The 4,726-nt window shown below is 55.0% G+C and carries 4 protein-coding genes; all 4 read right to left on the minus strand.

Annotated features, from left to right (window positions below; genetic code table 11):
• Positions 1-161, minus strand: a 161-nt coding sequence (locus tag H8730_RS18155) for a DUF6870 family protein (RefSeq protein WP_430385402.1), incomplete at its 3' end; no start/stop codon positions are given.
• A 238-nt stretch (positions 162-399) separates the two neighbouring features.
• Entirely contained in the window at positions 400-822 is a 423-nt protein-coding gene (locus H8730_RS17070) for an RNA polymerase sigma factor (protein WP_249290253.1), read from the minus strand.
• A gap of 261 nt (positions 823-1,083) precedes the next feature.
• Positions 1,084-3,912 carry a DUF7601 domain-containing protein gene (locus H8730_RS17075; protein WP_249290254.1) on the minus strand — a complete coding sequence of 943 codons (2,829 nt, stop codon included), beginning with the start codon at positions 3,910-3,912 and terminating at the stop codon, positions 1,084-1,086.
• Between the two features lie 183 nt (positions 3,913-4,095).
• Positions 4,096-4,726 (minus strand): DUF6273 domain-containing protein (locus H8730_RS17080; protein WP_249290255.1); only part of this gene is annotated, 631 nt, incomplete at its 5' end.

Here is a 4,726-nt window from a genome sequence, read left to right on the forward strand (position 1 = left end):
AAACAATACGGATTTTTCACCTGTTTCATAATTCGCGCCGCTCTTTCTTCCGGGGAAAGGCGGGTATCCAGCGCAAAGCCGCTGACATCCGGCAAAGCGGCCTTATTCACTGTGCGAAGGTCAACACTTTTCATTTGCTCCAATGCAGCTTGGCTTATCATAGCTTATCCTCCGTTCTGAACGCCGGGGAAAAGAGAACGGGCAACGCCGAAGCGCCACCCGTTCTCCTTGACCGCGCCTCAGATGGAAGCGCGGCAGGGAAACACGCTGTACACGTTTGAGCCGTCATAGGACAGTAAAAATCCCAGCGTGTTCATCCCTTACCCGGTATATTGTAAGAGAGGAAAAAACTTCCTCTCATATACCATGAGATTTAGGGGCAGAAAATTAACCCCCAAACTACATATTTTTTAAAAATTTTTTCATGGCTTCCAATCCCTTCCGTATTGCTTTATGGACAGCAATCTCGCTGACGCCTTCTTCTTTGGCGATTTCCTGAACGCTTTTCCCCAATAAGTAGTGCGCTTCTACCCGGCGGCCTTGGATTTCTGGCAGCTCATTCAAAGCCCTGCACAAGCGACAATGCCGCTCCATGAGATCGAGCACCGCCTCCGGCGAAAGAATATGGCACTCGACCGCTGACCTTTCAATGCCGTCCTCCACGTCGAGGGAATACTGCGCTTTGTTGTAGAACATACGGCGTATATGATTCCGTTCCGATCTTTCGGCGTCTGCCAGCGCCTCGGCAACTTCATTCGAAACTTCCAAAAGAGTATCCTGCGTATAGAACGGGTAATAGTCCCGCAGATTGATGATTTTCATAGCTTGTCCTCCATTCGATTTTTGGGTTGGATACGTAAATCGAATGGAGCAGGGCGGAGATCGGCAGCGGGGAAAGGCTGTCTCAGTTTATTATGAACTTCGGGCCAACTTGGCCCGAAGTCGGGATATAGACAAAATGAACATGGCGGCTCCTTTCGGATACCGCCATGTTATGAAACATGGTTTTACAATCCTTACGCTATTGCCCTGAAATTTGGGGAAATGGCGGCATCGAATTGTTGTATTGGTTGCAGCAAACGCTCAGTGCCGTTTGGATTTACATTCACGTGATTTTCTCTTCCTAAGCAGCGGAGTCATGATGAGCCCTGCGAGGCTGAGGAACATTAGCACAACCCAAATCGTGAAGTTGCTGTTGTCGCCGGTTTTGGGGCTGTCTGTGCCGCCGGGCGGTGTGCTGGGCGTACTTGGCTTATCGTCGCCGGGGTCAGGCGGCTCCGGTTCTGGCTCCGGTGTGGCGCCGGTGTAGGTGTTCGTGATGTCGTAGCCGTGGATTTCAGCGGTATAGCCGGGCACGTCGGCCTCGCCCACGGTGTAGACAATCTCATGGCCGTCCTCGGCGTATTTCGGCAGCTCAAAGGCATACTTCCAGCCCTCCTTGGCCGTCACCTGCCGCTGCACGGTAAGCTCCCCGTCCGCGTAGACATACACAATGATGGAATCCGGTGGATTCGGGTTGTTCCCGTGGTTCCATGTCTTTGTTCCTGCGATCTCTACGGCGTCCGGTTCTTCCGGCGTGTAATGGTTCACAAACAGCGCCTTGTCCGCCGCTTCACCGTCTTTTGTGAGGGTGCAGGAGGCATGGAGTGCGCCATCCTCCAGCGTGACGGTGAAGGTCAGGGTATAAACAGTGTTGTCATACGTCCAGCCGTCCGCGCCGGTGTTTAACTCGGAGATGGTATAGGTATATACACCGGGGGAAGCAAAGGAAAAGGCGCCGCTTTCTATCTCGCCGCTGCCGGTGCGGGCGACGGTTTTGGTATTCCCGTTGCTGCCCTCCGGCATGGGCGCGTTGTTCTCGCCTTTCAGCAGGAATGCAAACTCCGTTTCGGGTGCGTTCTCGCCCTCTGCCACCTTTTCAATGATGGGCGGATCAATTTCTACAGGCGGGATGTAGGTATTGAGAATATTGAAACCGTCATAGCTGGGGATAAAGCCTGTTATTGGCGCTTCCTCCACGGTGTAGGCGATCTCGTTCCCGTCCGCGTCGTATTTGGGCGCGGTAAAGGTATAGTGCCACTCGCTGCTTTCGTCCGGGGTAACGGTGATTTCTTCCACCAGCAAATCCCCGTTTTTGAGCCGCACGGTGATGGATTCCGGCAAAGCTACAGTATGGCCGCCCAGCTCCCACGTTTTTTCGCCCTCGATTTCAGTCTGCACCTCACCTGTATAGGTGTTGGCAGCGGTGACGGTGACCGTCTGACCGGAAATGGCAGTTCCATATCCGTTTTCCAGCGTGAGGGCGTAGCCGTCCGAGGAATAATCGTCCTCCCGTACCTCATACCTTGCGCCTGCGGGGATTTCAAATTCTTTGCTTTCGCCGGATTTTAAAGTAAACTGCGTTTCTGTGCCGTCTATGGTGAGGGTAAAATGAAATTCCTTGTTTTCATCTGCTTTGGGGTACTCGCCCGCCAGCTTCTTAGTGATGATAAGGGTGACCGGCTGCTCCGGCACCTCCGGTACGCGGTTCTGGAACGCAGCAAAGGCGTTTTCGCCGCCCACAACCTTGCCGGAGATTTCTTCAATCGCCGGGAGATACCCCGCCGTGTCGGTTTCTTTCACGGTGTAGGTGATATCATCGGGCAGCCCTTCAAACACGGCCTGTTGTCCTGCTTTCAGTTTTAAAACGCCGCCGCTGGTAAGCTCCTGCGGCTCGTCTCCGTCGATAGAATAGGAATAGGTTCCGCCGTCCGAGAATGTAACTACAAAGGCAAATTCTTTGTTCAGGTCAGGGGTTTGACCTACAACCTCTTTGCTCACCGTCAAGCTGCCTAATTCCGTCGGGGGCTGGCAGACGTTGACAAAGGGCAGGCGCAGTTCTTCTGACCCGGTGATCTGCCCGGTGTATTCCCGTACTGTGGCGGCATACCCTTCCGCCGTGCAGTCGGTTTCAGTGATGGTGTAAGTCGTCCCAACCGGCAGATCAGAGAAGGTTTTGCTTTCACCATGCTTTAATACAAAGGTTTCCGTCCGCCCGTTTATTACAGCGGTAAAGATAAATTCATTCTGTAAATCTGCGCCGCCGCCCCGGACTTCCTTTGAAACGGTCAGGCTTCCCGTCTGGCTGGGGGTGTAAGTGTTGGTAAACCGCGCCGCGCTGCCCGCTTCGGTGATAGTCCCCGTATGGCCGGTGCCGGTCACGGCATAGCCGGGCATTGGCTGCTCGGCGACGGTATAGGTCACACCCACAGGGATTTGCTCAAATACGGCGCTTTGTCCGTGCTTGAGCTTGAGCGTGCCGCCGCTGGCGATTTCCTGCGGCTCGCCTCCGTCGATAGAATACGAATAGGCGCCGCCGCCGGAAAAGGTAACGGTAAAGACAAATTCCTGCGCTTTCTGCTCGTCCGTGAGGGGCGAACCATCGGCATTTTCAACCAGCTTTTGCACCGAGAGCGCCCCTTGCAGGCGGATATTGTAGGCGGTGACAACCACCGCTTCAGTTTCGTTCCCGGCGATGGTGAAGGGATAGCGGGTAAGCTGTTGGCCCTTCTCGTCGGTATCGAAGGCAAAACCGGGAGCCGGGGAGGATTCTTCAAAATAGTATTCGCCCGGCTCCAGACGGGCGGGGATTTTTCCCTCGCCGTTGGTGACGTACCGGTCGCCAATCTGCACCCCGTCTTTGGTAAACAGGTAAAACGCCGCGCCGGGGACGGGGATTTCCGTCTCGGTTCCGTCCGGCTGCTTTTCCAGCTTGAGAAACTCCACGTCGGCATAAGCGGGAATCTCGCTCTGTGCTTCGTTTTTGGCCGACTGGCCGAGGCTTTGCCAGCCCAGCGTGCCGGTGATAAGGCTGGAAAGAACGAACACAGCCGTCAGGAGCATACTGACCGACCGATATATCCCTGCTCGCATGGCAAAACCTCCCTTCCGCTTAAAAATTCTTTTCGTTTATCTTTCTGCTCTCTGCCACACGCTCTCCGGAAAAGGGAAAGCGTATGGCAGAGAGCAGGGGCGGCATACCACCGCCCTGTTCCCCTTATGGCAAAGCCCGTGCCGTGTCTCATACAAGCACGGCATGCCGTTCCTTCCAAATGCTTAGTCCGCCAGATTCACCCACAAAGCAGGCCGCACGCAACCATTCGTACTGTTGTAGAGCGCGCCACCACGACCGCCATCACTGCGGACAATGGCCACGGCAGACGAATGACCGATTGGCGAACGCAGGTAGTACCAAGCATTCGTGCCGTTCAATGTCGCGATCCGCATATTCGACGGCAGAATCACACCCTCGGTCCCCAGCGTATAATCCTGTGCCTGTGCGGTGCGTTCGTTCTGTGTTCCGTATACGTCCGCCTCAGAGGGCAGGAACACCTTGTCCTGTGTTGCGGTGAATTCCGTACTGCCATACGACGAGCGGGTGTTGATCGTCGTCTCTACCGCATGCTGTGAGAGCGTCGTCTGCGCGCTCAGCCAGTCGCCGTTCAGGTACGTCCGCAGCTCGCTCGTCTCCCACTTTGACGCGCTGGCGTCAAACTGCCGCTGCTCCAAAATATCCTTGGATAACAGCAGAGCGTTGTTCCCGTTCCGTGCCAGCAGGTACCAGTCTCTTCCGTCAATCGTCACCGTTTCCAGCGTGCCCGGCGTCATACTGCCGAGACCCGTTGTATCCCAGCTTGACAGCACTGTTACGCTGTAGGTTGCAAAGGTGGTATTATCCACTGTGGAA

The sequence above is a fragment of the Bianquea renquensis genome, assembly GCF_014384895.1.
GTDB classification, from domain to species: Bacteria; Bacillota; Clostridia; order Lachnospirales; family Bianqueaceae; genus Bianquea; species Bianquea renquensis.